At 55.6% G+C, this 26,399-nt stretch carries 37 protein-coding genes, 3 tRNA genes and 1 rRNA gene; 19 read left to right on the forward strand and 22 right to left on the reverse strand.

Translation table 11 applies throughout. The features are described from left to right. Positions 1-71: ribosomal RNA gene (gene rrf / locus ACUN8H_RS05135) — 5S ribosomal RNA — on the forward strand; the annotation flags it as partial. Between the two features lie 112 nt (positions 72-183). On the opposite strand, the gene hisC is transcribed toward rrf, so the two are convergent. Continuing rightward, positions 184-1,245 carry a histidinol-phosphate transaminase gene (gene hisC, locus ACUN8H_RS05140; protein ID WP_445531086.1) on the reverse strand — a complete coding sequence of 354 codons (1,062 nt, stop codon included), beginning with the start codon at positions 1,243-1,245 and terminating at the stop codon, positions 184-186. Between the two features lie 166 nt (positions 1,246-1,411). On the opposite strand from hisC, the gene ACUN8H_RS05145 reads away from it, so the two are divergent. The 4 genes from ACUN8H_RS05145 (at position 1,412) to mnmH (ending at position 5,577) form a co-directional block, all read left to right on the forward strand. After that, a complete protein-coding gene (locus ACUN8H_RS05145; protein WP_290694753.1) occupies positions 1,412-1,858 on the forward strand; it encodes a copper resistance protein NlpE N-terminal domain-containing protein in 447 nt (148 codons plus the stop codon). A gap of 157 nt (positions 1,859-2,015) precedes the next feature. Beyond that, positions 2,016-3,386, forward strand: a complete 1,371-nt coding sequence (gene radA / locus ACUN8H_RS05150) for a DNA repair protein RadA (protein ID WP_445531087.1) — start codon at positions 2,016-2,018, stop codon at positions 3,384-3,386. A 56-nt stretch (positions 3,387-3,442) separates the two neighbouring features. After that, the gene (gene selD / locus ACUN8H_RS05155) at positions 3,443-4,480 is read left to right on the forward strand and encodes a selenide, water dikinase SelD (protein WP_445531088.1); all 1,038 of its coding nucleotides are present in this window, start codon (positions 3,443-3,445) and stop codon (positions 4,478-4,480) included. After that, positions 4,477-5,577, forward strand: coding sequence for a tRNA 2-selenouridine(34) synthase MnmH (mnmH, locus tag ACUN8H_RS05160; protein ID WP_445531089.1), 1,101 nt, complete (start codon positions 4,477-4,479; stop codon positions 5,575-5,577). Before selD ends, mnmH begins: the two co-directional genes overlap by 4 nt. 16 nt (positions 5,578-5,593) lie before the next feature. Here the strand turns inward: mnmH and ACUN8H_RS05165 are convergent, their stop codons facing one another. Further along, positions 5,594-6,283: a type 1 glutamine amidotransferase gene (locus tag ACUN8H_RS05165; RefSeq protein ID WP_445531090.1), complete on the reverse strand. Its 690-nt coding sequence runs from the start codon at positions 6,281-6,283 to the stop codon at positions 5,594-5,596. A 123-nt stretch (positions 6,284-6,406) separates the two neighbouring features. Here ACUN8H_RS05165 and ACUN8H_RS05170 point away from each other — a divergent pair, with 123 nt between their 5' ends. Further along, on the forward strand, positions 6,407-7,009 hold the full coding sequence (locus tag ACUN8H_RS05170) for a YjaG family protein (protein ID WP_445531091.1): 603 nt from the start codon (positions 6,407-6,409) through the stop codon (positions 7,007-7,009). Between the two features lie 27 nt (positions 7,010-7,036). On the opposite strand, the gene hisF is transcribed toward ACUN8H_RS05170, so the two are convergent. Genes hisF through hisB form a run of 4 tightly spaced genes read right to left on the reverse strand, consistent with a single transcriptional unit; the run spans position 7,037 to position 9,852 of the window. Continuing rightward, a complete protein-coding gene (gene hisF, locus ACUN8H_RS05175) occupies positions 7,037-7,810 on the reverse strand; it encodes an imidazole glycerol phosphate synthase subunit HisF (protein ID WP_445531092.1) in 774 nt (257 codons plus the stop codon). Next, positions 7,807-8,553, reverse strand: a complete 747-nt coding sequence (hisA, locus tag ACUN8H_RS05180; RefSeq protein WP_445531093.1) for a 1-(5-phosphoribosyl)-5-[(5-phosphoribosylamino)methylideneamino]imidazole-4-carboxamide isomerase — start codon at positions 8,551-8,553, stop codon at positions 7,807-7,809. Before hisA ends, hisF begins: the two co-directional genes overlap by 4 nt. Positions 8,554-8,564: 11 nt before the next feature. After that, positions 8,565-9,206: an imidazole glycerol phosphate synthase subunit HisH gene (hisH, locus tag ACUN8H_RS05185; protein ID WP_445531094.1), complete on the reverse strand. Its 642-nt coding sequence runs from the start codon at positions 9,204-9,206 to the stop codon at positions 8,565-8,567. A 52-nt stretch (positions 9,207-9,258) separates the two neighbouring features. Further along, entirely contained in the window at positions 9,259-9,852 is a 594-nt protein-coding gene (gene hisB, locus ACUN8H_RS05190) for an imidazoleglycerol-phosphate dehydratase HisB (RefSeq protein ID WP_445531095.1), read from the reverse strand. Between the two features lie 229 nt (positions 9,853-10,081). On the opposite strand from hisB, the gene ACUN8H_RS05195 reads away from it, so the two are divergent. The 7 genes from ACUN8H_RS05195 to ACUN8H_RS05225 all read left to right on the forward strand — a co-directional run bounded on the left by ACUN8H_RS05195 (position 10,082) and on the right by ACUN8H_RS05225 (position 14,943). Then, positions 10,082-10,564: a GNAT family N-acetyltransferase gene (locus ACUN8H_RS05195; protein WP_445531096.1), complete on the forward strand. Its 483-nt coding sequence runs from the start codon at positions 10,082-10,084 to the stop codon at positions 10,562-10,564. After that, a complete protein-coding gene (locus tag ACUN8H_RS05200; RefSeq protein ID WP_445531097.1) occupies positions 10,564-12,903 on the forward strand; it encodes an AsmA family protein in 2,340 nt (779 codons plus the stop codon). Before ACUN8H_RS05195 ends, ACUN8H_RS05200 begins: the two co-directional genes overlap by 1 nt. Before the next feature lie 104 nt (positions 12,904-13,007). Then, positions 13,008-14,102, forward strand: a complete 1,095-nt coding sequence (gene mutY, locus ACUN8H_RS05205; protein ID WP_445531098.1) for an A/G-specific adenine glycosylase — start codon at positions 13,008-13,010, stop codon at positions 14,100-14,102. Positions 14,103-14,150: 48 nt separating this feature from the next. Then, the gene (locus tag ACUN8H_RS05210; RefSeq protein WP_445531099.1) at positions 14,151-14,426 is read left to right on the forward strand and encodes an oxidative damage protection protein; all 276 of its coding nucleotides are present in this window, start codon (positions 14,151-14,153) and stop codon (positions 14,424-14,426) included. Between the two features lie 212 nt (positions 14,427-14,638). Continuing rightward, positions 14,639-14,714 (forward strand) — tRNA-Phe (locus ACUN8H_RS05215). A gap of 6 nt (positions 14,715-14,720) precedes the next feature. Next, a tRNA-Gln gene (locus ACUN8H_RS05220) sits at positions 14,721-14,795 on the forward strand. Positions 14,796-14,867: 72 nt separating this feature from the next. After that, positions 14,868-14,943, forward strand: a tRNA-Thr gene (locus ACUN8H_RS05225). Between the two features lie 132 nt (positions 14,944-15,075). On the opposite strand, the gene ACUN8H_RS05230 is transcribed toward ACUN8H_RS05225, so the two are convergent. From ACUN8H_RS05230 to ACUN8H_RS05305, 16 genes are all read right to left on the reverse strand, one after another. Further along, positions 15,076-15,624: a hypothetical protein gene (locus ACUN8H_RS05230; RefSeq protein WP_445531100.1), complete on the reverse strand. Its 549-nt coding sequence runs from the start codon at positions 15,622-15,624 to the stop codon at positions 15,076-15,078. 162 nt (positions 15,625-15,786) lie between these two features. Then, positions 15,787-16,935 (reverse strand): site-specific integrase, encoded by a 1,149-nt coding sequence (locus ACUN8H_RS05235; protein WP_445531101.1) that lies wholly within the window; start codon positions 16,933-16,935, stop codon positions 15,787-15,789. Further along, on the reverse strand, positions 16,932-17,141 hold the full coding sequence (locus ACUN8H_RS05240) for a hypothetical protein (protein ID WP_445531102.1): 210 nt from the start codon (positions 17,139-17,141) through the stop codon (positions 16,932-16,934). Before ACUN8H_RS05240 ends, ACUN8H_RS05235 begins: the two co-directional genes overlap by 4 nt. Continuing rightward, complete coding sequence (locus ACUN8H_RS05245) at positions 17,138-17,455, reverse strand: hypothetical protein (protein WP_445531103.1); 318 nt, start codon at positions 17,453-17,455, stop codon at positions 17,138-17,140. Before ACUN8H_RS05245 ends, ACUN8H_RS05240 begins: the two co-directional genes overlap by 4 nt. Next, complete coding sequence (locus ACUN8H_RS05250; protein WP_445531104.1) at positions 17,452-18,078, reverse strand: hypothetical protein; 627 nt, start codon at positions 18,076-18,078, stop codon at positions 17,452-17,454. Before ACUN8H_RS05250 ends, ACUN8H_RS05245 begins: the two co-directional genes overlap by 4 nt. Beyond that, positions 18,078-18,737, reverse strand: a complete 660-nt coding sequence (locus tag ACUN8H_RS05255) for a hypothetical protein (RefSeq protein WP_445531105.1) — start codon at positions 18,735-18,737, stop codon at positions 18,078-18,080. The genes ACUN8H_RS05250 and ACUN8H_RS05255 overlap by 1 nt, the downstream gene beginning before the upstream one ends. Positions 18,738-18,915: 178 nt before the next feature. Further along, positions 18,916-19,038, reverse strand: a complete 123-nt coding sequence (locus ACUN8H_RS05260; protein ID WP_445531106.1) for a hypothetical protein — start codon at positions 19,036-19,038, stop codon at positions 18,916-18,918. Then, positions 19,031-19,330, reverse strand: a complete 300-nt coding sequence (locus tag ACUN8H_RS05265; protein WP_445531107.1) for a hypothetical protein — start codon at positions 19,328-19,330, stop codon at positions 19,031-19,033. Before ACUN8H_RS05265 ends, ACUN8H_RS05260 begins: the two co-directional genes overlap by 8 nt. Positions 19,331-19,353: 23 nt before the next feature. After that, on the reverse strand, positions 19,354-21,657 hold the full coding sequence (locus ACUN8H_RS05270; RefSeq protein ID WP_445531108.1) for a replication endonuclease: 2,304 nt from the start codon (positions 21,655-21,657) through the stop codon (positions 19,354-19,356). After that, entirely contained in the window at positions 21,654-22,013 is a 360-nt protein-coding gene (locus ACUN8H_RS05275; protein WP_445531109.1) for a hypothetical protein, read from the reverse strand. The genes ACUN8H_RS05270 and ACUN8H_RS05275 overlap by 4 nt, the downstream gene beginning before the upstream one ends. Then, a complete protein-coding gene (locus ACUN8H_RS05280; protein WP_445531110.1) occupies positions 22,010-22,420 on the reverse strand; it encodes a hypothetical protein in 411 nt (136 codons plus the stop codon). The genes ACUN8H_RS05275 and ACUN8H_RS05280 overlap by 4 nt, the downstream gene beginning before the upstream one ends. 10 nt (positions 22,421-22,430) lie before the next feature. Continuing rightward, complete coding sequence (locus ACUN8H_RS05285; RefSeq protein WP_445531111.1) at positions 22,431-22,817, reverse strand: hypothetical protein; 387 nt, start codon at positions 22,815-22,817, stop codon at positions 22,431-22,433. 5 nt (positions 22,818-22,822) lie between these two features. Continuing rightward, a complete protein-coding gene (locus ACUN8H_RS05290; protein ID WP_445531112.1) occupies positions 22,823-23,146 on the reverse strand; it encodes an ogr/Delta-like zinc finger family protein in 324 nt (107 codons plus the stop codon). Continuing rightward, on the reverse strand, positions 23,139-23,330 hold the full coding sequence (locus ACUN8H_RS05295) for a hypothetical protein (protein WP_445531113.1): 192 nt from the start codon (positions 23,328-23,330) through the stop codon (positions 23,139-23,141). Before ACUN8H_RS05295 ends, ACUN8H_RS05290 begins: the two co-directional genes overlap by 8 nt. 34 nt (positions 23,331-23,364) lie before the next feature. Next, the gene (locus tag ACUN8H_RS05300) at positions 23,365-23,562 is read right to left on the reverse strand and encodes a hypothetical protein (protein WP_445531114.1); all 198 of its coding nucleotides are present in this window, start codon (positions 23,560-23,562) and stop codon (positions 23,365-23,367) included. A gap of 36 nt (positions 23,563-23,598) precedes the next feature. Beyond that, positions 23,599-23,808, reverse strand: coding sequence for a hypothetical protein (locus ACUN8H_RS05305; protein WP_445531115.1), 210 nt, complete (start codon positions 23,806-23,808; stop codon positions 23,599-23,601). 92 nt (positions 23,809-23,900) lie between these two features. Between ACUN8H_RS05305 and ACUN8H_RS05310 the strand changes: the two genes are divergently transcribed. From ACUN8H_RS05310 to ACUN8H_RS05335, 6 genes are read left to right on the forward strand one after another with little or no spacing between them, the layout of a single operon-like run. Next, complete coding sequence (locus tag ACUN8H_RS05310; protein ID WP_445531116.1) at positions 23,901-24,620, forward strand: XRE family transcriptional regulator; 720 nt, start codon at positions 23,901-23,903, stop codon at positions 24,618-24,620. A 51-nt stretch (positions 24,621-24,671) separates the two neighbouring features. Further along, complete coding sequence (locus ACUN8H_RS05315) at positions 24,672-25,343, forward strand: DUF7424 family protein (protein WP_445531117.1); 672 nt, start codon at positions 24,672-24,674, stop codon at positions 25,341-25,343. Between the two features lies 1 nt (position 25,344). After that, positions 25,345-25,704 (forward strand): hypothetical protein, encoded by a 360-nt coding sequence (locus ACUN8H_RS05320; protein WP_445531118.1) that lies wholly within the window; start codon positions 25,345-25,347, stop codon positions 25,702-25,704. Further along, positions 25,701-25,841, forward strand: a complete 141-nt coding sequence (locus ACUN8H_RS05325) for a hypothetical protein (RefSeq protein ID WP_445531119.1) — start codon at positions 25,701-25,703, stop codon at positions 25,839-25,841. Before ACUN8H_RS05320 ends, ACUN8H_RS05325 begins: the two co-directional genes overlap by 4 nt. Further along, the gene (locus ACUN8H_RS05330) at positions 25,825-26,133 is read left to right on the forward strand and encodes a hypothetical protein (RefSeq protein ID WP_445531120.1); all 309 of its coding nucleotides are present in this window, start codon (positions 25,825-25,827) and stop codon (positions 26,131-26,133) included. The genes ACUN8H_RS05325 and ACUN8H_RS05330 overlap by 17 nt, the downstream gene beginning before the upstream one ends. Before the next feature lie 46 nt (positions 26,134-26,179). Further along, on the forward strand, positions 26,180-26,350 hold the full coding sequence (locus ACUN8H_RS05335; protein ID WP_445531121.1) for a hypothetical protein: 171 nt from the start codon (positions 26,180-26,182) through the stop codon (positions 26,348-26,350). Positions 26,351-26,399 lie beyond the last annotated feature (49 nt).

Below are 26,399 nucleotides of genomic sequence, written 5' to 3' on the forward strand. Positions count from 1 at the left end.
TCAGAAGTGAAACCGCTTAGCGCCGATGGTAGTGTGGGGTCTCCCCATGCGAGAGTAGGTCATCGTCAGGCACTTATACCGCAGAAAACCCAGCCAACCGGCTGGGTTTTTTGTTGCCGGGAAGAAATATTCGATAAAAAAGGCGGCTTGCGCCGCCCAGATGACCGTTTTTCAATGAAAAGATTAACCGCAGATTGTCTCTAACGCTTCAATCAGGCTATCCATTTCATCATCAGTGCCGATGGTAATACGGAGGAAATTGTTGAGTTCCGGCGTATTAAAATGGCGCACCAAGATACCGCGCTCACGTAGGCCAGCAAAGAGTTGCGCGCCTTCGTAATCTGCGTGTTGGGCAAGCACAAAATTCGCTTTAGAGGGCAGCACCTCAAACCCCAGCGTTTCAAGGCGCTGACGGGTACGCTCACGCGTGGTAATCACATGCTCACGACAGGCTTCAAAATGCTCGACATCTTTCAGTGCGGCGATGCCGACGATACTGGCGAGGCTATCCACCGGGTAGGAGTTAAAGGAGTCTTTGACACGCTGGAGCCCATCAATGAGTTCCTCAGAGCCTACCGCGTAGCCAAGACGCAACCCTGCCAAGCTTCGTGACTTGGAAAAGGTGCCGGTCACCAGCAGGTTGGGGTAGCGGTCAATTAACGAGACGGCGCTTTCTGCACCAAAATCCACGTACGCCTCATCCACCAATACCACGCGGTCGGTCACCCGCTTAAGTAGCGCTTCTATTGTCACCAGTGAATGCGCATGGCCGGTGGGTGCATTGGGATTGGCGAAAATAATACCGCTACGCTGACTGTTGGCCGCTAACGCATCAATATCCACTTCCCAGTGCTTATTGAGTGGATGCTTGCGCAGCGCTACCCCGTAGAGATTGGCGTACACGGGATAAAAGCTATAGGTAATAGCGGGTACGTCCAGCGGTGCCGCATGGCAAAAGAAAGCCTGAAAAGCGAACGCCAGCACTTCATCGGAGCCATTGCCGACAAACACCTGGCGACTGGCCACGTCAAAGGTCGCTGCCAGTGCTTCTCGTAGTGCCGCAGACGTTGGGTCGGGATAGAGACGTAGATGGTCGGTCGCGTAATCGCGCAGCGCCACACCGACACCTGGAGCCGGTGGGTAGGGGTTTTCATTCGTATTGAGCTTAACAAGTTGCTCGCGTGGCTGTTCACCGGGCACGTAAGGCGTTAGTTCGCGAACGGCCGGACTCCAGTATTGGCTCATGAGGGTAACCTGATTATCCTAGCAAGGTATGCCATGGTCGCTTGAAGGCTAACTCAGCGCAAGCATTCGCATCGCTAGGGGTGTGCGTCGCACCTTCTAGCGGTTATGCTGTCACAAGTGCGCGTAAATTAATGTGATGTCCAACACGAGATGAAGGAGACACTCTATGCAACTTAAGAGTTTGCTAGCCGGTTCGGCTATGTTGGCACTGCTGGCTGGCTGCGCAAGTGGTCCGATGGAACAGCAGCAAGAAGAAGCTGCGACCGCACAGGCTAACTATCAGGGCTCGTTACCCTGCCGCAACTGCGACGGTATCGATCTGGATGTCACGATGATGGGCGAAGAGATGAGCGCGGCGGAAGAGCGCACTTTCACGCTGAACGCTACCTATCGGAATCATCCCCAAACGCCCCCTGATGAAAATTATGCGGGTAATTGGGAAGTGCTGACCGGTACACCGTCTGATCCCGATGCGACTGTCTACGAGCTGACGCCGGATGGCGATGGTCAGATCTATTACTTCATGCGTATTGATGAAAGCACGCTGGAGCTGATTGACCCAGAACGTCGTCGCTTCGAGAACGGTGAAATGCTGCAGCTAACGCGCCAGTAACGCATTAGTAAGTAGTATAAAAGGCGGCCACTGGCCGCCTTTTGTGTTTTGCCGAGGCGGGGCAGTAGTGGGCGGCAATGATCAGCGGTTTTGAAGGCAGGCGGTCGCATCGTCAGAATCTTTAAACCGCGATAGCAACAGTAGGAGTGTCATAGCAGTGGCGAAGGCTAAAAGCGCTTTTGTATGTACCGAGTGCGGCGCTGAATATCGCAAATGGCAAGGGCAGTGCAGCAGTTGCCAAGAGTGGAATACCCTTAGTGAGGTGCGTTTAGAGAGCGCGCGACCCGGTGGCGGCGCTGCCGCAAGTCGTTCAGGCTACGCAGGCGACCTTTCTCGGGAAGTGATCGACCTTGGCAAGGTTGATCTCAGTGAAGTGCCGCGCATGAGCTCCACGTTTGCAGAGTTCGATCGCGTCCTGGGTGGCGGTTTAGTGCCCGGCTCGGCTGTTCTACTGGGCGGTAATCCTGGCGCGGGCAAGTCTACACTGCTGCTCCAAACGGCCTGTAAGCTAGCTCAGCAGCGGCGCATTCTTTATGTGACAGGTGAAGAGTCGCTTTCCCAGGTAGCCATGCGTGCCCATCGCCTCCAACTCCCTACCAATGGTTTGAAAATGCTGGCTGAAACCAGTGTGGAAACCATTCTGGCGGTGTCTGAGCGTGAGAAGCCTGAAATCCTTGTGATTGACTCCATCCAGACCATGCACTTGGAGGATATTAGCTCGGCGCCAGGGGGCGTTGCCCAGGTGCGCGAGTCTGCCGCGGCGCTCACTCGCTTTGCCAAAAAAACCAACACGGTCTTATTGCTGGTGGGGCATGTCACCAAAGACGGCACGTTGGCAGGACCTAAAGTGCTCGAACATATGATCGATGCCTCGCTGTTATTAGAGGGGGGCGCCGACTCGCGCTTTCGCACGCTACGTGGTCAGAAAAACCGCTTTGGCGCCGTCAACGAGCTAGGCGTGTTTGCCATGCTGGAACAGGGCCTTAAAGAGGTCAAAAACCCCAGTGCCATCTTCCTTTCTCGCCAAGAGGAGCAGGCCCCGGGCAGTCTCGTCATGGTGGTGTGGGAAGGCACGCGGCCGATTCTGGTCGAAGTGCAGGCATTGGTGGATGAGTCTGCACTGGGCAATCCCCGCCGTGTGGCCGTCGGCGTCGATCAAAACCGGTTGGCCATGCTGCTTGCGGTACTTAATCGCCACGGTGGTCTGTTTACAGGCGACCAGGATGTGTTCTTGAACGTCGTCGGCGGCGTCAAAGTGCTAGAAACCAGCGCCGACCTGGCGGTGCTTCTAGCGGTGGTGTCGAGTCTTCAAAACCGCGCACTGCCTAAAGAGTTAGTAGTGTTTGGTGAGGTAGGGCTTTCCGGCGAAATACGCCCGGTACCCAGCGGGCAAGAGCGTATCAGTGAGGCGGCCAAACATGGTTTTCTGCGTGCAATCGTGCCGCGCGCTAACGCACCCAAGCAGGCGCCTAAGGGCATGGAAGTCATTGCGGTGGATAAGCTTAGCGATGCGCTCGACGCCCTGTAGCTTGAACCAAGCTGCGCTAAACTGATTATATTCCCCAAGTGCCAAGGAGAGACACGATGAGTTCGATTCGCTTGACCCAATATAGCCACGGCGCAGGCTGCGGCTGCAAAATTGCGCCGGACGTACTGGATGGCATTCTAGCCAAGTCAGGTCCAGCGGCAGGCCATAAGCAACTTATTGTCGGCAATCAAGGGCGCGAAGATGCGGCCGTTTATGATTTGGGCGATGGTCGCGGCATGATCGCCACCACCGATTTCTTCATGCCTATTGTCGATGATCCCTTCGATTTTGGGCGTATCGCGGCGACCAATGCCATCAGCGATGTTTACGCTATGGGCGGCACACCGGTAATGGCTTTAGGTATTTTAGGTTGGCCATTGGACAAACTTAGCGCTGAAGTGGCCGGTGATGTTATGGCAGGAGCCCAGGCGGTATGCCGCGAATTAGGCGTTGCCCTGGCGGGCGGTCATTCCATTGATGCGCCCGAGCCGATTTTTGGGCTCGCGGTAAACGGCTTGGTGGACCTAGAGAAGCTAAAGCTAAACAGCACCGCCAAGCCTGGCGATTTGCTTTTCTTAACCAAACCGTTAGGCGTGGGTATGCTCACCACGGCAGAAAAACGTGGTTTGCTGGAAATGGGCCACCACGGGCTTGCCCGAGAAACGATGTTGAAGCCCAATAACATTGGTGTGAAGTTTGCCGATGTGAAAGGCGTGAATGCGATGACCGATGTCACCGGTTTTGGCTTGGCGGGCCACCTGACGGAAATGTGCCAAGCCAGTAACGTGATGGCACAAATTGATTTCCGTAAGCTACCGCGCTTAGCCGAAGCCGAGTCTTACCGTCGCCAAGGCGCCGTGCCGGGTGGCACGCTGCGCAATCGTGATGCCCTTGGCGAGCGCTTTCCGGCGATGGATGAGGCCCACTGGCAGTGGCTATGCGACCCGCAGACTTCGGGCGGCCTGCTGCTAAGCGTTGACCCTGCCTGGGAAGACGATGTGGAGCGAATTAGCCGCGAGTTTGGTCTGTCGCTGCAATCCTTTGGCGTCATGAAGAAGCGCCAAGGCAACGCCGCCATCGAGGTGGTCGGGTGACGCTAGCCACGACACCCGCCACCACCCCGGCGGCTTTGAGCTTAATCAGAGAGGGGCGGCCGCTGATAGACGTGCGTGCCCCGATCGAATTTGCCCAGGGTGCACTGCCGGGGGCCGTCAATCTGCCGCTAATGGTTGATGAGGAGCGTCACCAGGTTGGCATTGCGTATACGCGGCAGGGGCAAGCTGCCGCCATCGAACTGGGTGAGCGGCTGGTCAGTGGCGCGCTCAAGCAAGCCAGAGTGGAGGCGTGGAAGGCGTACTTAGCCGAGCATCCTGATGCGGTGATTTATTGCTTTCGTGGTGGGTTACGCTCGCAAATAGCCCAGCAGTGGTTGGAGGAAGTCGACCTACCCCGGCCGCGCCTAGCAGGTGGTTGGAAGGCCATGCGCCAAGCGCTGTGCGAACGCATTGAACAGGCGGCGCGTCAGCCGATGCTAGTGGTGGCGGGGCTGACCGGATGCGCAAAAACGGCACTGATCAATCAGCTCCATAATGGCGTCGACCTGGAAGCCTACGCGCATCATAAAGGCTCTGCCTTCGGCCGTAGGCCCGAAGAGCCCGCCACCCAAATCGATTTTGAGCATGCGTTGGCCAAACGGCTGCTCGGGCTGACCGAAGGCTTGGTCATTGAGGATGAGTCTCGCCAGATTGGCAACGCCAATATTCCACTTGAGTTCTGGCGGGCGCTGCAGCAAGCACCTCGGATGCGTATCGAAATGCCGCTGGACTGGCGCCTTGCCCAGATCCAGCAGGACTATATTATCGATTTAGAGCAGGCTTACGCTGCTCGTTTCGGTGCATATCAAGGCTGGCAGCTAATGCAGGCACAATTGAGCAATGCGCTTATTCGTTTAGCCAAGCGGTTGGGAAATGCACGCCTGCAGCGTTTACAGCGGCTCCAGACGCTGGCATTCAACGAACATGCGCATGGCAACCCCCAGGCGCATGAGGCGTGGCTTGCACCACTACTCACCGAATACTACGACCCGCTTTATCGCTACCATTTGGAAAAACGGCGCGAGACGGCACCGCCGGAAGTACATGTCGGTGATTGGGATAGCTGCCTGGCGGTCGCCAAGCAATGGAACGGCTAACGGCGGCGTCTCGCTGTTAGCGTGTGCTTAACCACTGTGTCATCAGCCGATCAAGTAGCGGCGCTAAATGAATAAAGCGGTTGGTATCCTCGATGATTTGCGCATCGTCCTGAACATAGCGGGCGGCGGCAGGCGAAGCACTGGGCCGATCGGCATTGCTCAGTAGGTGGTTAACGCTGACGGGGGTGGCTTCCAAATGGCACAGCAGGCTGATCACGCGGCCTCTATCCCAGGTAAAGCCTTGCAGCGGTGCGGCTTCACTGCCACCCAGAGGAAAAGCTTCATCGGGCAAGCTGAAAACATAGCGATGCCACATAAAAGCGCTAAACGACTCGGGCAAATCCAAAGAGCTTTCCGGCGCTAGGGTCACCGTATGCCAGCCTGTTTCTGCATAGGTGCCGGGGGCTACCACCGCACCGAGCGACTGCGCTATCCAGTGAGCACCAAGGCCAATACCCAACAGCGGTTTTTGGCCATCCAGGTAGCGGTTGATCAACTTATCTTCCGCTTTAAACCACGCTGGTGGTTGGATGAGTAGCGCCTCAGGTCCATCAAGTACAATCAGTGCATCAGCTTCGTTGGGTCGTGGCGTTAACTCGCCAGCATAGAGATGAAAAACGGTGTAACTATGGCCCATACTGGTCAACCAGTCGGTTAAACGGGCGGGGCCATGGTCAGGGCCGTGCTGTAGCAGATGAATATGCATGGTAATCTCCTCGCCGGCCGTACAATCATCAAAGCGTTAGGGGATCGCCCCAAGCGCATAGAGACGATAACGTAACCGCTACGTTTCACCAATATCCCACGTCAAGCGATCCAGGAAATCAGTATGGTGTCGAAACCCCAGGGCTTTTACCAACGGCTGCAAGAACTGCCATTACCCGCTCAGCAGGCTTTTATGGCGGCACTGTGCGAGCGTTTGCTGCCTAATTACATGCTCTATGAGCAAACCACCGCCCAGGGAGACAGCCATACGCTGTGTACCGTGTTGAGCTTGGTATGGGAACGGCTGACGGTGCCCAACGCCAATATCGACTTTGCCCGCCAGGCGGAAAAACTCGCCGAGTGCGAGCCGCCCGAAGCGGATGATAGCTTTGGCGCCCGGCGCGCGCTGGATGCAGTGGTATCGGTTTCTGCGCTGCTGGATACTCTGCAAGGCGACGCTCCAGAGGCCGTATTGGATGTTAGCCGCACCTCACGGGCGGGCGTACGCGCTTTTATAGAGCTCACAGAAGGGGAGGATGACGCCCAGAAACTGGCGCTGATTATTCGTGACCACCCGCTAATGGCCGATGAGAACGACTTTCAGGACGCGGTATTGGAGATGGTCAGCGAACCGCTGGATAAAGCTGCTTTGAAAGAAGTGCGCACGTTAGGCCGTAACGGTGGGATTAGTAACCTTGGCCTATCGCTTGAAGATACCGGGGCGTAACGCCCCGGCAGGCCTACTACGTAGCGCTTATAAGCGCATCTCGATCCCACGTTCTGCCATGTAGCGTTTTGCTTCAGGGATCGTGTATTCGCCAAAGTGGAAGATACTGGCGGCCAGCACCGCATCGGCGCCGCCTTTCAGTACACCATCCACCAAGTGATCCAGGTTGCCCACACCGCCAGAGGCAATGACTGGCACGCTCACCGCTTCGGAAATCGCGTGAGTTACGCCCAAGTCGAAACCGATCTTGGTGCCATCGCGGTCCATGCTGGTCAGCAGTAGCTCACCGGCGCCGAATGCCACCATCTTCTTTGCCCACTCAACGGCATCTAACCCTGTCGGGCGACGGCCGCCGTGAGTGAAAATCTCCCAGCGGGGCGTTTCGCCCTCTTCAGAAACCCGTTTGGCATCAATCGCCACCACGATGCACTGACTGCCAAAACGTTCAGCGGCTTCACGTACGAACTCGGGGTTAGTCACGGCGGCAGTGTTGATCGAAACCTTATCAGCGCCCGCATTCAGCATGGTGCGAATATCGTCGCAGCTGCGAATGCCGCCGCCGACGGTGAGCGGAATAAACACTTCACCCGCGATACGCTCGACCATTTCTACTGTGGTATCGCGGTCTTCGTGGCTGGCGGTAATGTCGAGAAAGGTGATCTCATCGGCGCCCTGTTGATTGTAGCGCTGGGCAATTTCTACCGGGTCGCCAGCATCGCGAATACCCACGAAGTTGACGCCTTTGACCACTCGCCCGGCGTCTACGTCCAGGCAGGGAATAATACGTTTGGTAAGGCTCATGAGCCGCCTCCCGTTAGCTGATCGCTCAATCGCTGCGCTTCGGCCACATCCAGGCTGCCTTCGTAAATTGCCCGGCCGGTAATCGCACCCAAAATGCCGCTGCCAGAGACTGCGCACAGAGCCTTGATGTCGTCCAGGTTGGTGACGCCGCCGGAAGCAATCACCGGTAAGCCGCCTTCGCGGGCAAGGGCAGCGGTGGCTTCGACGTTGACGCCTTGCATCATGCCATCGCGGGCAATGTCGGTGTAGACGATGCTGGAGACACCATCGTTGGCGAAGCGCTTGGCCAACTCAGTCGCCTTAACCGTCGATACTTCAGCCCAGCCGTCGGTGGCGACATAGCCATCTTTGGCATCGAGCCCCACAATCACGTGGCCGGGGAAGGCGCGGCACATTTCACCCACGAAAGCCGGCTCTTTCACCGCTTTGGTACCGATAATCACATAGGAAACACCGGCGCTTAAATAATGCTCGATGGTTTCCGCACTGCGAATGCCGCCGCCAATTTGAATCGGCAGATTCGGATAGGCGCGGGCAATGGCGGTGACAGCGTCGCCGTTCACCGGCTTGCCTTCAAAGGCACCGTTCAAATCGACTAAATGAAGGCGGCGAGCGCCAGCCTCTACCCAGCGCGCCGCCATGGCCACCGGATCATCGCCGTAGGAGGTCGCGTCTTCCATACGACCCTGCTTCAATCGCACACACTGGCCGTCTTTGAGATCAATAGCGGGAATTACCAACATACAAAATCCTCTCAGGGCGTCCAGGTGACAAAGTTTTCTAGCAGGCGAAGGCCCGCGCGGGAGCTTTTTTCTGGGTGAAACTGAACGGCGAAAGTAGAGTCACGACCAATCGCGACATGGGCGCTGACTTTGCCGTATTGGGTCGTACCAAACACCTGGGCATCGTTATCCGCATTGACGTAATAGCTGTGCACGAAGTAAAAGTGTTCACGGTTATCAATCCCCGCCCATAGCGGGTGGTCATGATTCTGTTCGACCACATTCCAGCCCATGTGCGGTACTTTTAAACGCTGCTCGTGGGCGTCGCGCATGTCACCGGGAAAGCGGTCAACACTGCCTTTGAAAAAGCCCAGGCACTCTACACCGCCATTCTCTTCGCTGCGCTCCAGTAGCATTTGTTGCCCGACGCAGATCCCCAGCAGCGGTTTAGCCTGGCGGGTTAAAATATCGTCCACCAGTCCGCGTAATTCGGTACGCTCGAGTTCGCCGACGCAGTCACGAATGGCCCCTTGGCCGGGCAGGACGAGACGAGTCGCGCCAAGAATACGACGCGGATCACGAGTAATGACTACATTCTCATGCGTCACATGCTCCAGCGCTTTGGCCACGGAATGCAGGTTACCCATTCCATAGTCGATCACAGCAATGGTCATGAAGCGCTCCTTGTGGAGAGAGAGGAAAAGTCGTTGAAGTCGCAGCGTCGCATCACAAGCTTCCCTTCGTGGAAGGCATTTGACCTACCATGCGAGGGTCTTCCGCCACGGCCATCCGCAGTGCTCGGCCAAAGGCTTTAAAAATCGTTTCCGCTTGGTGGTGAGCATTAAAGCCTTTGATGTTGTCGATATGTAGCGACACGCGGGCATGATTGACGAAACCCTGGAAAAACTCCCAGAACAGCTGGGTATCCAAGCTGCCAATGGTATCGCGGGTGAACTCAACGTTCATGTAAAGCCCCGGTCGACCGGAAAAATCGATCACCACCCGAGACAGCGCTTCATCAAGGGGGACGTAGGCATGCCCGTAACGATAAATGCCGCGCTTATCGCCAATGGCCTCTAAAAAAGCTTGGCCTAGGGTAATTCCCAAGTCTTCTACGGTATGGTGGTCGTCAATATGCAGGTCTCCGGCGGCATTGATCTCGAGGTCGATCATCCCGTGGCGGGCAACTTGATCAAGCATATGGTCCAAAAACGGAACGCCGGTTTGGCAGCTAAGACGGCCTTCGCCGTCGAGGTTGACGCTGACCTTGATCTGGGTTTCGTTGGTGTCACGGCTAACCGTGGCAATACGCGCTGACATGTTGCATCTCCTGCGCTAAGGCGCACTCTGAGGGATGGCCCTGAGGAATGATCCTGAGAAATGGCCGGTGGCAATGCATCAACTTACCACCGTTTGATCAGGGCATAACCTGTGGTGAGCGACCATTATAGTGAATCGGCGCCCTCATCCGCTACAATGCGCGAAATGTAGCCGTAATCAATTGCGGCAGAAATAGCAGCCAGACTGCTTTGGCGAAGAGGATTTCACCATGCCGGTGACACTGCACCATGTCGACCAGGCCCGTTGGGAAGCCGATGAACAAGTGCGCCTTGATTTAGTGCGCATCTACGAAGATGCGCCCCAAGAGCGTATGCCTACCCCGACGATTGAGCCATTTATTGAACAACATTTTGCTGGCCAGCACTTTTTTGCCTGCGCCCTATTTAATGACCGACTGCTAGGCGCCGTTGCCGTGCAGGAGCGCGAAGACCGGGCATGGTGGCTTTCAGAACTCTGCGTACGCAAAACGACGCGCCGCCGTGGTGTTGGTTCGCGCTTGATGGCACTGCTTGGCGAACAGGCCAAACAGGAAGGCCGCGTCTTGCGAATTGAAACGTCCACCTTGCCGCTAGCCGACCGTGTGCTGCTTTCCAAATTAGGCTACCGGCCCATGGCCAATCCAGAAACGCCGTCGGCGGGCAGGCCTGCCACCAGCGATTTTGTAGAGTTAGACCCACAAGGAAAAGGGTAATGAAACAGCTATTACGTATTTTGCTAGCCGCGGTCGGTATTCTTGCCATCGTCGCCGTCGCCGCCGTGGTGTATGTCACCACTTTCCTGGATCCAGAAGATTTCAAACCGCGCTTAACAGCCGTTGTAGAAGAGCAAACCGGGCTTAATCTTGCCCTGGAAGGCCCGATCACCTGGTCATTCTACCCCCGTATTGGCGTGAGTGTGGAACAGGCCCGCGCCTGGCTGCCCGAACAAGCGGAAGAGAGCGCCGCCTTCGCCGCCATTGATCGTGCCGAAGTCAGCGTTGCATTCGGCCCGCTACTGCGGGGCGAAATTGCCGTCGATGGCCTAACGCTTGACGGTATGCGTCTTAACCTGGAGCGCGATGCCCAAGGCGAAGGTAATTGGGAACCCTTGCTAGAGCGGCTCTCCGAACATAATGAAAGCACCGCTGAAACGGTGCTGGCGCCTGCCAGTGCGGGACCCAGTGCCGATGCAGGTAGCTTAGCGGTGGTGCTAAGTATTGCTAGCGTCGAAGTGAAGAACGCCGATATTCGCTTCCGGGACGCACAAACCGAAGCCTTATGGCGCATGCAGCAACTCAATATCTCAGGCAGTAACGTCAACCCGGTGCGCCCCTTCCCGCTTAAGGCAATGTTTACGCTGACCAAGCATAATCGGCTGGATGCCGAAGTACTCGAGCGCGCGCCTGACCTATCAAGTGAAATCAATCTTGAAACCCGCGTAAGGCTTGGTTTGGCCGATGAGCTTTTCGTGCTGGAAAACATGGCACTCACCACGCGAACCACACAAGGGGCGGAGAGTGAGCCTCAGCAGCTCAGCTTGAAAGCAGCCGAGCTGGTTGCCCGAATGGGCGAGCAGCAGCTTTCGGTCACAGAAGGGCTGCTCGAAGCTGGTCTTCGCAATGCCGACAACTGGCAGGGCAGCCTGGCGCTGTCACTGGCGTTTGGTCTGGAGAGCGATTGGCAGGCACAAACGGCACAGTTTAAAGAGCTACAGCTCACCGGGCCCGACGGTTTAAAAGTCAGTGGCCATCTTAATGTAGAGCAGTTGCGCGATGCGCCACGCTATCGCGGTCAGCTAACCGCCGCGCCGTTTACGCTGCGCCCCTGGCTTGCCCGTGCTGGCGTTACGCTCACGACAGCGGGCGAAGCTGCACTCAGCGATGTCGCCATGACCAGCCCTATCGAAGGTGACAGGGAGCAGCTAACACTGCCCAGCCTGTCGCTGGTGGTGGACGACAGCACCTTTACCGGTGAACTGACCGCCGCGCTGGATGGTTCACGTTTAGCGTTCGATTTGGCCGGTGATCAACTCGACCTGGACCGTTATCTACCCGGTGCCGCTACCGCCAAACAGGCTAGCCGTGGCCTGCTGCGCAAAGCCTTTGCCCAGGAAACCAGCACATTAGTGCCGCAATCGCTTCTCACTGGGCTTTCGATAGAGGGCGATCTCAGTATCGATAACCTCGTGCTAGCCGGGTTAACGTTCAACAACCCCCGCCTACAGTTGCGTGGCGACGATGGCATTCATCGTCTAACGGCCTTTGAGTCGGGTTTCTATGAAGGTGAACTCAGTGCCACCGGTCAAATCGATGCCACAGACACTATTTTGGAATGGGCGCTTTCGCCCTCCGTTAACAACGTTCAGGTGGCGCCACTGATTGAAGCCCTTAGCGAAGACCAAAAACCGTCGCCTCTGCGGGGTCGCTTTAACCTCTCTGGTGACCTCACGAGTCAAGGCAATACCCGCGAGGCGCTGGCCAGCAATCTCAACGGGGCATTGACGGCACGCCTGAACGATGGGGCGATCTTAAATACCAACATCTCTCAGCAAATGTGTGAGTTGGTCGCCCAGCTAGAAGGCGAAGGCACGCTACGCGAATGGCACACTGATACCCGCTTTGAGCGTTTCGATGCCACCTTCCAAATCAGCAATGGGTTAGTCGAGAGCGACGATCTGCTGATCACTCTGCCCGGCATTGATGTTCAAGGGGAAGGTGAACTCAACCTCGCCAGTATGAATTTCAACACCCAAGCCAATGCCCGCTTAGTGGATACCGCCGATGCGGCCTGTGAGGTCAATCCACGGTTGGAACAACTGCCGCTGCCCGTGCGTTGTGAAGGGCAGTTGGGTGGCGAGCGCACCGAGTGGTGCCGCTTTGACCGTGAAGCGTTCCAGGTGGCGGTCGTTGACCTGCTGCGTAATGAAGCAGGTGATCGTGTCAATGAAGAGCTGGAGGAGCGTTTAGGCGATAAGCTGGATCAGTTGGATGAGCAATTAGGCGAAGGCGCTGGGAAGGAATTGCGTGATGGTCTGCGCAGCTTGTTTAACTAAGCCGTTTCACCACGTATGAGCTGAATCGATAAGTGCTGCGCCGGCCTAACCGCCGGCGCTTTTTTATTAGCCCCTTGGTTCCCCTTTCTGTTTTAGGAGCAAGCATGGCAGATATGCCCAGGCCGCGGCTGGCGGCGGATCAATTTCAACAGCGCCTACTGACCTGGTTTGACCGCTATGGCCGTCACGACCTGCCCTGGCAGTCGCCGCGAAGTGCCTATCGCGTATGGATATCCGAAATTATGCTGCAGCAAACACAAGTGACGACTGTCATTCCCTATTTTGAGCGCTTTATGGCGCGCTTTCCTACCCTGGAAAGCCTCGCCAATGCGCCCCAGGATGAAGTGTTGCACCTCTGGACAGGGCTGGGCTATTACGCCCGTGCACGCAACATGCATAAAGCCGCCCAGGTTGCGTTAGCAGAGTATGAGGGCGAACTGCCAACCGACAGCATCGATGCTTTAGTGGCACTGCCCGGTATTGGCCGTTCTACCGCGGGTGCCATCATTGCGCAAAGCACTGGGAAACGGGCTGCCATTCTCGATGGCAATGTAAAGCGCTCGCTCACTCGCCTGCATGCGCTCCCTGGCTGGCCGGGTAAACCCGCGGTCGAGCGGCAGTTATGGGCGCTTGCCGAGCACTACACGCCCTCCACGCGGCTGGCGGATTACACCCAGGCGATCATGGATTTTGGCGCCACGCTCTGCAAACGCAGCAAACCAGACTGTCCAAGTTGCCCGTTCAACGATGTCTGTTTGGCCTATGCGCAAGGCGAGACCCAACGTTACCCGGAATCCAAACCGAAAAAGGCGTTACCCACCCGGCATACCATCATGCTGATGCTGCGTGACCCAGAAGGGCGGGTATGGCTGGAAAAGCGCCCACCCAGCGGACTTTGGGGAGGTTTATGGGGGTTGCCACAGTTTGAGCGGCACAGCGAGCTCAACGACTGGTTGGAAACGAATACCGTTAACCCTTCGCGGGAGCCCGCGGCACCCAGCTTTCACCATACGTTCAGCCATTTTCGCCTAGACATTACCCCGCAGCCCGTGACCTGCGATAGGCTGGAGGGTGTTCGCGAAAGTGGCGTATGGTACGACATTGACCATCCGCCCGCGCTGGGCTTGGCAGCCCCGGTTAAAGCTCTGCTCAGCCAGTTGGTGCCTTTTACGCTCAATCCCACCCCAGGCCACGCCTAAGCGTTCTCTGGGGCCATCATGTAAGCATTACTTCACCAGGAGTACGTTATGAGCAACACCGTTTTTTGCCGCAAGTACCAAAAAGAATTGGAAGCGCTGCCCTTTCCGCCCTTGCCGGGTAAGCAGGGTAAAGAGATTCAGGCCACCGTTTCCAAGCCCGCCTGGGAAGCGTGGCAGTCGCTGCAAACGCGTTTGATCAATGAAAAGCACCTCAACATGCTCGACCCTGAATCGCGGGCCTACCTGATGGAACAGATGCAACGCTTCCTGGACAACCAGGAAACCGACCAGGCCGAAGGCTACGTGCCGCCCACCCAGGCATAAAATGAAAATGGCTCGTTGTGGATGGCGGGCGCTTTGATCGAGCAACTGATTTGTAATCAGTAGGGCTTGGCTTGGGGGTGCGGCCTTAAGTGCATACTCTTCAGCGCTCAATGAGTAGCTGAGAAAACCTCTAAGCACCGGTATCGCAAGAAAGTTTCACAAAGGTATTGACGGAAAGCAGCGTTTTTAGTTTAATACGCACCGTTGGCAGCGGCCAGATAGCTCAGTTGGTAGAGCAGGGGATTGAAAATCCCCGTGTCGGCGGTTCGATTCCGTCTCTGGCCACCACACTGCTGGGGTATCGCCAAGTGGTAAGGCACCGCTTTTTGGTAGCGGCATTCCCAGGTTCGAATCCTGGTACCCCAGCCATTGCCAACAAAATTTCTTGTTGATTGCGAAGCCTAACAGCGAAGCAGTCATGTTCTCAAGAAAACGTGAAGCGCCGACATAGCTCAGTTGGTAGAGCAACTGACTTGTAATCAGTAGGTCCCGGGTTCGACTCCTGGTGTCGGCACCACTAAAAGTGGTTATAAAGCAAAGCGTTAGAGAATTCAAAAGGCCACCTTTATAGGTGGCTTTTTTCGTTTACGTAGAACTCTGCATAGATCTTAGCTTAGCCATGCGCCATAACTGGTCAGAAATTAGGCTATTACAATAATTTTGTGCCGTGGATCTCTACAAATTCATCAGTCAGATGAAGGACTGTTTCCAGGAATTCTATGTCCTGTAGAAATGCATCTCTACCACCCATACCACTAGCTAATACTCCCCCTGGAATTACGTCTTGTATGACGCTCTCCAGAAGGTTGTAGCAATAAATAATACTCGCTGCTTCTTTTGGATTTAACAACCCAAGCTTAGTGACGCTTGACTTATAAACTCTTGCATAATCAGCAGGTACATTGAGTGCTAGTTCGACTATATGCTCATGTTCAGCGCACTGCTTCATAGTTTCGATATACCCTCTCTTACGAATAATTTGTGAGATTGCAAACATTTCAGCGGCTAGTGCGGAACGTAGAATTTTTGACTCATGTCGTCTACGACTACACTCCATGATCGCATTTGGCACCAAAGCTGCTAAGAAGGCCACCACAGCTGTCAGAAGAGTTTGCCACCACTTTGTCCCCTGGCTATCAACCGCTGCTTTTAGCTCGTTAATCTGATTAATTAAATTCGATATTAATTCTTCTTCCACAATTAAATCCTTTTGAACTAAAATTTATTGATCCGCATATAATCATCCACTCTATTATAGTCTTTGCATTTTTTTAATGTTTGTAAGATTTTAAAAGCCCTTGCTTTAGCATTTGAATAGCATACTCGCTGACCTTGCAGTATTTTAATCCACACCATATTTTTATTCTTTGCCTGGATGATAAACCAGTGGCACGCTTAGGTCGTAGGTATCCATCATTGAGGCCGAGCGGTGGCCGCTGGCTTCTTGTTTTTCGTGGCGGGTGCCTTTGGTGTCGGTGATGCCTCTACGTTTCAGGTCGTGAAGGCCGTAGCGTTGCTCTTCTGTAATCACTCCCTCATCGATAGCCAGCTTGATCAACCGCTGCCAGGCGGTGTCTAGGCTCGACTTTCTTAAATCGCTGCCGTCGGCCGCCACTATCAAGGGCCGTGCTTCCGGGTGCATGGGGACCGGTTTTCCTTTGGCCTTCCAGATTCCCGCGCGGCGCTCGGTGGCGGCTGTCCAGGCGGCGGTTAATCGTGGGTACCAACGAACGACATTATCCCGCGATCCCTTGCGGCGGTTGGTCATCACGCCGTCGGCTGTGCTGTTAGCATCGCTGAGCGTTATCACCTCGATACCGCGCAGCCGACAAATATAGGCTAGCTCCATGACGATCCACAAGTAAGGCGCACATGCGCCTTTCTCGCCGCGCGTGCGTTGGCCACGCTGGCGGGCAAACTCGGTTAGTTGGGCAATCGTGGTTAGCTCGGGTAAGCGGCGCTGTTTGCGCTCTTTTGCTGACTCAACGCCTTGGGCTGGGTTGCTATCGCAGTAACCGCGGTTAATACCCCAGCGGAACAGGCGACGCAGGTAACGTAACAGGTGATTAGCTTTTGACGGCGTTCCCTCGGCGGCGATCTTGTCGACTAAACGCTGCACCAATGCGGGGGAAAACTGGGTCGTGGGTAGGTCCCCCAAGGGCTTGCCTAGCTTTGTGGGCATTTCCAGTAGAGCGTTCCTGCAGTATTCATAATCTTGCTGGGTTTTAAGTGCCAGCTCTTTGAGCTGTGCGGATTCGTGGAACTGCTTGGCCAGGTAGCGCAGTGTGCGACGGTCAATGCCGCTGCGCTGTTCCATGATTCGATGCAGTTCTGACAGCGTCGCATCGGCCCCGGCGATCCGCTCGCTTTTTAGCTTGCCCGCTTCATCGCGATATTGAACATACCAACGGCCACGGCCGCGCTTGTCGTAATAAACCCCGTTCGGGAGCTTTGACTGGTTAATGTGCGCGGGTATGTCCGGGCTATGTTTTCGCGGGCGTGTCTTCATAGTATGTCGCTAGGGCTCAGCTCTTTTCCGCCGGCGGTTTCAATTCCGCCCGCTTTATTGATTAGGTCGATAGTGGTCCAGGGGCCACGACGGCCATTAAACACGGTTACCCCTTGCTCGCGCAGGCAGCGGGCCGCATCGGCGGGCCGCTGGTAACCAGTGATAGCTTTCAGCTCATCCGAGTTTATTACGTTTTGTAGGCTCATGGCTTGTCCCTTGCCCGCCAACGGTTGAAGCGGTTGCGAATCATACGAAACGTTTGGCACGCGGCTGGGTTGCTATCCAGCTCGGCGCGGCTGTTGATTTTGCAGGCTGCGATTAACCAATCGCGCGCATCCTGCTCGATATGGGTGCCGTCGGGTAACTGGCTTTCGCTTAGGTTGTGCTTATACCGGCGTCGGCGATCCAGGTAGAGGCAAAACGCTTTATCTTGGCAAAGCATCGCGGCTTGGCGGGCGTAGGCGCCGCCTTTGGGTGGCGGCGGTGTTCTCGCCGGCGGGGTGTGTTTATTATCGATCATGCTGCGCGCCCTCCCTTTAAACGATCCGTATTGACCTCACACCTTCTCGCCAGATTGACCAGCCATTCAGCTAGCAACGGAGGCGTATGCTCCCGCTCTGCTTTTGAAATTTCCGGCCGCCAACCATCGTCACCCATTTTTAGCCGTTTACCGTCTTTTCGCCGGCCGCTGGTACCCACCAAACAGGGGGCATCGCCGAGCACAATGGGCATATCTGGAATGTCCGATGGCTCACAGCCAACAATGTAAAGTCGCGTCGCCTTTTCGGCGCGGTGCCCCCACCAATGCTGATTGATTGGCAGCGTCCATCCACCGAACTTATCGCGTTCGCCTGGTTCTGGTAGTCCGGCTACTGGCCAAAGCGTTGATTTTTTTGGGTGCTCCAACACTCCTCCAAACTCTCTCACCCATTTAACCGCTAGTAAGGCCAGCTCCTTTTCACCTGGTGCAGCTTTAGCCATAGCCCGAAGCTGCCCCCATGCCCGGCAGGGAGGATGCACAATCACTGGGCAGCCGCCGGGCCAACGCCTGGCGTCTCTCTCTGCATCCCATACGTCGACACAATCAAATTCTTTGTAATTACTATCGCGCCGACAAAATAGCGCTGCGATATTAGCTATCATCACGCACCCCCTTCGGCTTTGCGGCGGAGTTCGCTGCACTTGAGCTGTAGCACCGCTCGCGCTTTTTCAGCCGTGAATTGCTGGCCAGCTTCATGAGCTTTCAGCGCTTCTGAGGTAAAGGCTCCAATGCACTCACTTAAAATATCTGCCTGCTTACTATCGATTAGGCGTGAAACGCTATCGGTTGGTACCTTGTGCTCTTGAGCGGCGATCACATCTTTCAATAGTCGATTTAAGTGCTTTCTTTTCCAGTCGCCCTCATCATTGTCGGGCAGCTCACTCATTGCATCACGCAGGTGCTGTGCGTATCCCTTTAAATGCCCACCGATATCTACAACATGAGCAGCCAAAAGCCTTACCCTTGCTTGGCTTTTTTCCCTCAACGCAATTTGCGCCTCTTCGGCGGCTCGGTATTGGTCGCGCTGCTCGATCAGGTCAACGACTTCGTTATGGTGCTTTACTTGCAGTTCATTCAGCGCCTCGCCGAGTGCTTCCAGCTCAGGGCTTGATGACAGCATAGCCAGCTCTGGCCAGCTTCCATCACGAACAAACGAAGTCATTATCTGGATATCGGTGTTCACTTTAGCGTTACCAATGACGTCCATTTGGCGTGCGGCTTCTTCGGGGTTTTCGCGTACCCAATTAGAATCAATGGCCATCTCTCACCCCCTTGGCTTGACGCCTTTCGGCGCTTGTTGTACTTCGTTTCGGATCTCGATAACGTCCACGCGCGGCAACAGGTGGCTAGCAAGGCTTGCTCCAATCTGCACACCAGCCCCCAGCGCGATTCCCCAAACTAAAAGCTTCAATATGAAAAGGTGTTGTTTGGTTATTGGGTTACGCATCGTCGCGGTACTCCTCTTTAAATTCTTCGGGGTAGTTGCCGCCGCGCACGATGGCCACGGCGATGAAAGTGCATAGGGTGGCCAGTGCCATCAGGGCGAATACGTAACTAACCATTGGCTTCACCTTCCTTTGCCTCTTCCGGCGCCGCGCGCTCTCCGCAATGCGGGCAGAAGGTCGACAGCACCTGGGTCTTTTCTTTTTTAGTGGCCATACCGCCGCCGCGCTTTTTAGGCGCCTGATATTCAATCTCGACCGGTACCGCATAACGGTAATCAAGGCCGGTCTCAGTGAAGGGAAAAACGTAGTGACCAACGGTCACTTCAAGCCCTTCATAGCCTTCCGGAAGCTGCTCGATGATGCGTTTCATTAGCTTTTCTTTGACGGTATCGCTGCATTTGCACTGCATGGGTTGCTCCTTTTTGGTTTGGACTAGCAAAGCTCGGGCGGGAAGAATTCTTCCTGCTCGCTATACGGTGATTTGGTGGGCGGGGCGAAGAGTCGCCGGGCCGCCTCGCGGGCATTTTTGGCGTCTTGGCGCTCTGCTTCGCGGTCGGCTCTATAAAAATCGGAGCTCTGCCACGCTTTGAAGCGTTCGAGCTGGGCTTTTAGCTCCGCTGGTGAAGGCTCTCGGGGCTCGATATCTGGCCCCTGCGTACAGTTAGTGACACGAGTCCAAGGGCTTTCGGCTTCGCCTACAGCCTGAAAATCAACCCCAACACCGGCGCCTTTCGCGCGCACTTGCCACTTGTAAACGCGGGTCATGTACTCGCTGGAAAAGCCCGGGCGGCCGGTGGCCACCAAGCCGAACGTGACTTTCTGCTCTTCGCCGTAGCGGCCTTTGGCGACCATCGCCTCAGAGCCGTAGTACTCGCCGGTGGCGTGGCTGAACGTCTCGATGTTCGCGCCCATGTTCATCTTGGTTTCTACCCATGGTTTTATCGGCTGGTCTTTGCGCTTGGTCATCGGGCCACCCATGAGCCTCAAGAACTGATCCCACTGGCCAGCGTTGGCGGCCTTTCGGATTTGAGCGAAGCGCATAGCCGCGCAAGGGTGCGGGCTGGTCGCCGCTTCCCAGTCTTTAAGCATCTGATCTTGCTTCTCGGTAAGGCGGCGCACTTCACGCCACACCGTGACCGACGGCAGGCCTAAGAACTGAAACTGGCGGATGCCCCACACGCTGGCCCACGCTTCAATGCGTGGCGCGCTCTCATTCATTGAGTGGTCGTATTTGTCGGCGTCCATGAACTGTTCGCCGTTAATGTTTTTGCTGATGTACTTGGCGACGTAACCGGCAGCGGTGCCCTTGCTGTAGTCGATGCGCTTAGCGTCAAAGCGGGCGGTGGTTTTTCGGCCACGACTGAACAGCTCTTCTTGCTGGGATTCCTCGGCGTACTCGCGCATTGTTTCGGTGACGGTCGTTTCGTCTTCCGGCTTCATCCACAGCAATAGGTGCCAATGAGGCGTGCCGTCGTGGTGAGGCTCTACCACGCGGATGCCGTAAACGCCGATATCATCGCGGGCTAACTTCGCGCGGATCTTCGCCCACAAGCCTTGCAAATACTGTTGCGCCTGGCGTGGCGTGTCGCCCTGGTACTTGCGGTTGCGCACGCAGTTATTAGCAATCACCGCGTGAAATTTTGACGGTGTGGTCATGGTGTAAAACATGCCCGTGTGCCCCAAGCGGCGCGCCTCGGCTTCGGTGTCGCTGATGCGCAGCATGAGTTCAGCGCGGCGGTGGTCGGGGTTGGCCAATCCCTTCTCAGCCAGCTCAGCCAGCGTGAACACCTGCCCCTCTTGATTGATAGCCTCCAGTGTTTCCAGCAGGGCGTTATTGCGGAATTTCTGAGTGCGGCGACGCTCGACCGTGAAGTCGCTGCAGTAGATGCCCGCCTGTTTATGCACCCGGTGCGCTTCGCGCATCACTTGCTCAACGGTGCGCCCGCAAGCAGTGCGCAGCTTTTTACGCCACCACAGTGAACAGCTCAGGCGGGCGAGCTGGGTTTTGGCCGGTAGCTTGTGGCTGGGCGGGGCGATCCCATGAAGTGCGCAGCGGTGGCGGCCTTGCTCGATAGCCGTGGCGCGCACCACAGAAATGCAAAGCGGGCGGAGATACTGCCAGCGCTGAAAGCGGAAATTGCCAATCACTGGCGGCGGCGTGAACTGGTTACGCGCCCGGGCGCAAGCGTCTTGATAGTCGCGGAATTGCTCAGACAATGGCTTGCCTTTAATGGCCACCATGGTCGGCTTCGGCGGCGGGAAAATGCCCAGCCGCTGCAGCCGGTTTGCTTTAGCAATATCGCCTATCAAGAGACTCGCGCCCTTATCAATCGCCCCTGCCTGGGCTTGGGCGTAATTGACCAATGCGTCGTCATCGTGGGTGGCGTTCAGGCTGCCGATAACCAGGCGCTTTTCAACACTGTCGATCCACTCGCTAGCCGCGTGCAGGCCTTCTATTGTTGTGGAGCCCCGATTGACCAGCGCATTCATTGCCCGCGTAAGCGCACCGCGAATGGGCAGGAAGCGGCCGAGGATGAACGACGGCTCTACCAGCCCTTGCGTGTTGCGGCGTAACCAGCGGTTGGCCGCTGCGTGGCCGTGCTGCTTGGACACGTAGATATAGCCGTCGGCCAGCTGGTCGGCGAATGAGGGCAGCGGCGCGAACTTATCCTGCAAGAACAGGTAGCAATCTTTCGTGCCCGAGCTGAAGGCAAAGGCTTTTTCGAGTGCGCTCACCGCTTCACCCCGCTTTTAGCCAAATGCATTTGCCTGCCAAACTCGTACTCTTCTTGAGCTAGGTCGTGCTCGCGTTGAGCCTCACGTTCCATTTCGCTCAGCCGCCCAACCATGGCTACTAGCTCGCGAGCCATGTCCATGTGGCCAGCCGATCGAATACGGGCATAGGCATGCTCTTCATTAGCCTCACCCTTGCGACGCTCCATCACGCAATCGGCGGCAAGATCCGTCATCAAGTCGGCGAACCGTCTTAGCTGCCGAACGTTTGCATTCCAAGCAGCCATTTCAGCGAAGTCGTTCTCGCCGTGGTGCAGCTTGTTATCCAGGCTCATCGGAATGATTGGCTCGTTATTCACGCGACACCCCCTTCAATCATGGATAGCCAGTGGTGCGCAGCTTGGGCGTTGCCTTCCTTCAACGCGGCGATTGCGTGGCTGGCCAGCTCGCGGCTGGGGTGCGGGCGGCTGCCGTGCAGGCGGCCTTTTAGCTGGTTGGCGTAGTTGCTCATGCGGTGGATGGCACCGCGCAAGGCGTCGCGCTCTCGCTTGTTGAGCTGGTTGATTTGCAGCGTTGAGTCTTGCTGCAGATCGGCAGACTTGAGCAGCAAGCGGCGCTCTTTATGAGGCAGCTCTGCCCATAGCTCGACGAGGTCGAGATCATCCGAGCGTTTGTGCAGCTCGGCGCGGAGTTCGCCGAACCCAGCGCGGTCGACCTGAACGCGGGGCGGGGCTTGGCGGGCGGGGAGTGGAGTGACATTAGCCATGGGTATTACCTCAATGCTCGGCTGTTTGAAGTACAACGGGGCGGCGAGTATCGGCATCGACCACTTGAGCCATGCCTGCATCGCGGGCTTGCTGGATCATGCGGTCCAGGTCGCGGGCGGTGAGCATCACTGGCTTGCCGCTGGCATCGCGGAAGATGACGCAATGTGACGTGGTGGCGTCCACGTCGATGCGGGCGATTAGATTGACGCTATCGAGATCGGCGAAGGCTTGAATGCTGGCGACTTCGGCAGTGGCTTCACTGATGCCGTAGTCGTTGACCAGCGTGCCGATGGTGATGCGGAGCGCTTCGGCGCGGCTATCCCAGCGGTGCTGCCACAGAATTTCGGTGGCAAGGTCGAACGGGGCTTTTGTGGAGCTAATCGGTAATACGTTCATCGTTTCTATTCCTTCTTGGGTGGCTTGAAATCGCCGAGGCTTATTTGCCCTTGAGCCTCTAAGGCCAGCTTTTGAAGCAGCCAGTTAGAGGGGCGGATACTGACGTCTGGGTTAGGGCAATGGCTGGGGACCAACGTCTCATCGATGCTGACGTGGCCCTTGCAGCGGTAGCCGCATTTCCATTCGTTGATGCAGTACAGATACAGCTCGCGGTATTCCGGCAAGTGCGTCTTCGAAGTTCGCACTCTTAGGTGGCTACCGCAGTGAGGGCAGTCGATTCGGAGGCGACTGACCTCTTGCATATCGGCCTCTTCGGTTGGCTCAGTCACTTGGCCCCCTTACGTCGTAGAGCGCTCGGCCTCGGCCGGTTAGGCCATTCACCCCTTTACGCAACCGTCGGCGGGCTAGCCACTCGGCGGCTTGGTCGAGCGTGTCGAGGCCTTGCTGCACGCGCACGGCTTCGAGCTTGGCTTCCAGCTCTTCATCCAGTGCGATGCGGTTTTGTTCGGCCATAAGTACTCCTTAAGTGCCTTTTTTGTGCCTGCCTTTATCCGGCACGCTGGCCCACACTGACGATGTCGCCGACGCCCAGGGTTTCCAGGGCTTCCTTGAGAATCAGTTGGCGTAGCAGCGTGGCTTTCGACATACCGGTGTAATCCACCAGGGCGTCGATTAACTTGGCCTCGTAGTCGTCGAGGTTGACGGCGGCGTAGCGCGAACGGATGCGACGAGTGTCTTGATGCATTTCTTGGTTCCTTATGCGGACGTCACAAACAGGGGGTTAATCGGCGATGAGGGATTCGGTTTTGTACTGGCTGATGCCGCGCTGGATCATGATTCGCGTGGCACCAGAAAGAGAGCGCTGCTCAAGCTCGGCAATGCTTTCCAGCTCGGCACGCTCGGCTGGGGTCATCTTTACGAGAACTTGGCTAACTTTTTTCCCGCAGGAATTACCCGCATGAGTAGGCTGGATGGCTTTAACTGTATGCATGGTTTAACCTTCTCTATATATGGTTATTTATTTGTTACTCGAATGGATAATAGTTATCTGATCGAGCAACTGTCAAGTCGAGGATTAGTCTTTTGAGTAATTTTCCAGATAGGCTCAAGGAAGAAAGGGTTCGCCTTGGCATGTCTCAAGAGGCATTTGGCGAGGTGGGAGGCGTTCAAAAGGGGGCGCAGCACAACTATGAGCACGGACGCCGCAAGCCGGACTCCGAGTATCTAGAGAAGATCCAAAAAATCGGCGTCGATATCGGATACCTTTTTTGCGGCATTCGGAATAGAAGCTCTCAAACGAGTAGTTTTGAGCCCGATATGGATTCAAATACCTCAATTGAGGAGCAAACAGCCGGTTATTCCAGAAGCCAATTAGATGACCCCGAAATTGCTTCTATACCTTTGTACGACGTTGAATGCGCGGCAGGGTCTGGGCGGAACTTTGAAGGGGAAGAAATTCTTGCCTACATGCACATGGATCGAGAGATTTTTAAACAGCTTTATAAATCCTCACCGGATAGCACTATTGGCATTCGTGTGCGTGGCGACAGCATGGCGGGCACGCTTGAGGATGGCGACTGGGTCTTTGTTGACCTTAGTGAACGCGACCCTAGCAGAGAGGGCGTCTACTTAATTCTGATGGATGGCGAACGCAGGGTTAAAAGAATGCAGCGCGTGGCAGGCGGTGGTTGGCTGTTGATCAGCGACAACCCACGCTATGACAAAGAGCTTATCGCGCCGGACAAGAAACAGTTTGTAGAAATACTAGGGCGCTGCTTAGTTAACATGGGGCAACTTCTTTAATTAATTTGTAGAAAAATATTTATTATTATCTAGAAAAATAAGGGGAATTGAATGAAGGTATTTAAATTAGCTGCTATTACAGCCGCGTTCGTTACGTTAGCAGGATGCAAAACCGAGTTTGCCGCCGACCTACCGTTAAGCGCTTTACAAGATACCGAAGTGGCCACGCTGCCCGGCACCGTGCGCCTGGAAGTGCCGAGCTGTAACCATTATGAGGACAGTCGCCAGCCCTCAGATTCGGTTGTTAAGGCTCAGGAAATGATGCCCCGCATCTTCCCCGATGCTGAATTTGTCGAATGCTATTCACAGAATATGGATAGCTGGGCCGAATTCAATATCCAGTTCCCCATTGATCGCAGTGGTGACACAGATACCTATGCTTCTGATAGTTCTTTTAACATCACCACTTCCGAGAATCTACACTTTGGCATTTCAGCACCACCGGCATTAATCGAACGCTTGGAGCAAGCGCGCCGAGCTGAAATGATGATGCCCGATTTTGAATACGCCTTTGCTTTTAATGTTATAAACGACACTGAAGAACCTTTCCCCACCACCGTTATCGCTTCATGGATCGATGACCACCCCTCAACCATTCAGGGGATAGAGGTTCCAGCAGGCGAGCAATTCACACTGCGTTTGTCGGATGTCTTGATTGATCGGGCAGTGACCACTGGCGCTGCATCGATCATGGTTGATTTTGAAGCATTAACCAGTAAGTAATATGCGCTTAACATACCTTGGCCCAATGGCAATGGGCATTGACCACCCCGCGCTTGAGGGCGTTGATTGCGCGGGGTATTCGCCAAGCTGCTTTGCGGTGGAAGTGACGACCGAGGCGGGCGTGCATGGGGCGGTGATCGAGGGTGATGTGCTGTTGGTGGATGAGTCGCGCGGCCTGGGTCACGATGATTATGTGGTGGTGGAAATGGACGAGGCATTGCACCTTTACAAAACCTTTCGCATCGGCCCGCGATTTCGTTTGTTGCCGCCCAACGGCGGTACCGGCCTTATGGCTACTGGCCGCATGGTGCGCGGTGTGGTGGTGCACCAGGCGCGGTGCCAACTTGACGAGGCGTTATGATTCATATTCGCGCAATCCGCTGGTTGGGGCGTCACCCCAAAGTAGGCAATGTGATTTTAGGCTTGGTGGCCATAGTGCTTTTGTTTGGTATCGGGCGGTTTTTATATATGGCGGTGAGCAATGATCAGCTTAGTTAATCGTGTTAACGGCAGCGTGCTTAAAGACTTTTTAGATGCCAAGGGCGTTTCCAACACTTGCCCGATGTGCACCACTGGTGAAATGAGCATCTCTATTTTTGACCCCGAGGGTTATTTGGTGGGCACCGGTGAAGCACCGGCGGTGAGGGTGATTCATGAGTTACCCGACGGTACCCACCGGGGTTACGGTGAATTTCTGCGCGTTTGCCTTAACTGTGGATTCATCCATTACATTCGGGATTCAGAGGTATTGGATTTTCTTGACGAAGGGGGAGACAATGGCTCGAAATAACGTTCGTAATTTAAGGCCGTCTGACGGCGGCGGGGAGCCACCCGACATGTTGCAACGCCTACAACACCTTGAGCAGGAAGTGGCCGTTATCAAAGAAACGATGGCAACCAAAGAAAGCCTGGCCAAGATGGAAACCAATATTATCAAATGGAACGTTGGCACCATTGTCGCCGTAGCCGCCTTGGTATTTGCCATTATTCGCTTTGCCGGTGCCTAACGACATCGCTTAACGCTAACAAAGAGCCCCGCTTGTTGCGGGGCTTTTT

The organism is Vreelandella sp. V005 (genome assembly GCF_052645115.1).